Genomic DNA, 483 nt, shown 5'->3' on the forward strand with positions numbered 1-483 from the left:
CAGTAGATAAAGGGATCAACCTGGTCAGCCTCGCGGGTTCCATGATCCCGGTAACCGGGGCATCGCAAGCTGCCGATGCGGTCGATAAGTCCAGCCAAAAAGATTCGAACTCGCTGATGATTTTCTTCGATGAAAAAGGCGTGGTGGAAAACTGGGTGCGTTAAAATAAGTAATAATCTGCTTAATTATATTGAAAAGGGGAATGACTCCCCTTTTTTATTACCGTAACGTGTTACTGCTCGTGGCGTTTAAACACCAGTTCGCCTTTCTCTGAGGCATCCGCATCAAAGAAATAGCCTTCGCTATTAAAGGCTTTGAGCTGCTCCGGCTGGGTTAAGCGGTTTTCAATAATGTAGCGACTCATCAGGCCGCGGGCTTTCTTCGCATAAAAACTGATCACTTTGAATTTGCCGTTCTTCTCATCGAGGAATACCGGCTTGATCAGCTGACCCTGCAATTTTGGCGTTTTCACCGATTTAAAAT

At 46.0% G+C, this 483-nt stretch carries 1 protein-coding gene; it reads right to left on the reverse strand.

Annotated elements, in window-relative coordinates:
- Positions 1 to 232: 232 nt before the first annotated feature.
- The coding region (gene yaaA / locus M3673_RS18755) for a peroxide stress protein YaaA (RefSeq protein WP_251535581.1) at positions 233 to 483 on the reverse strand (251 nt) is incomplete at its 5' end.

Origin of the sequence: Nocardioides sp. P86, assembly GCF_023712465.1 — a bacterium.
In the GTDB taxonomy this organism is placed as follows: domain Bacteria; phylum Actinomycetota; class Actinomycetes; order Propionibacteriales; family Nocardioidaceae; genus Nocardioides; species Nocardioides kribbensis.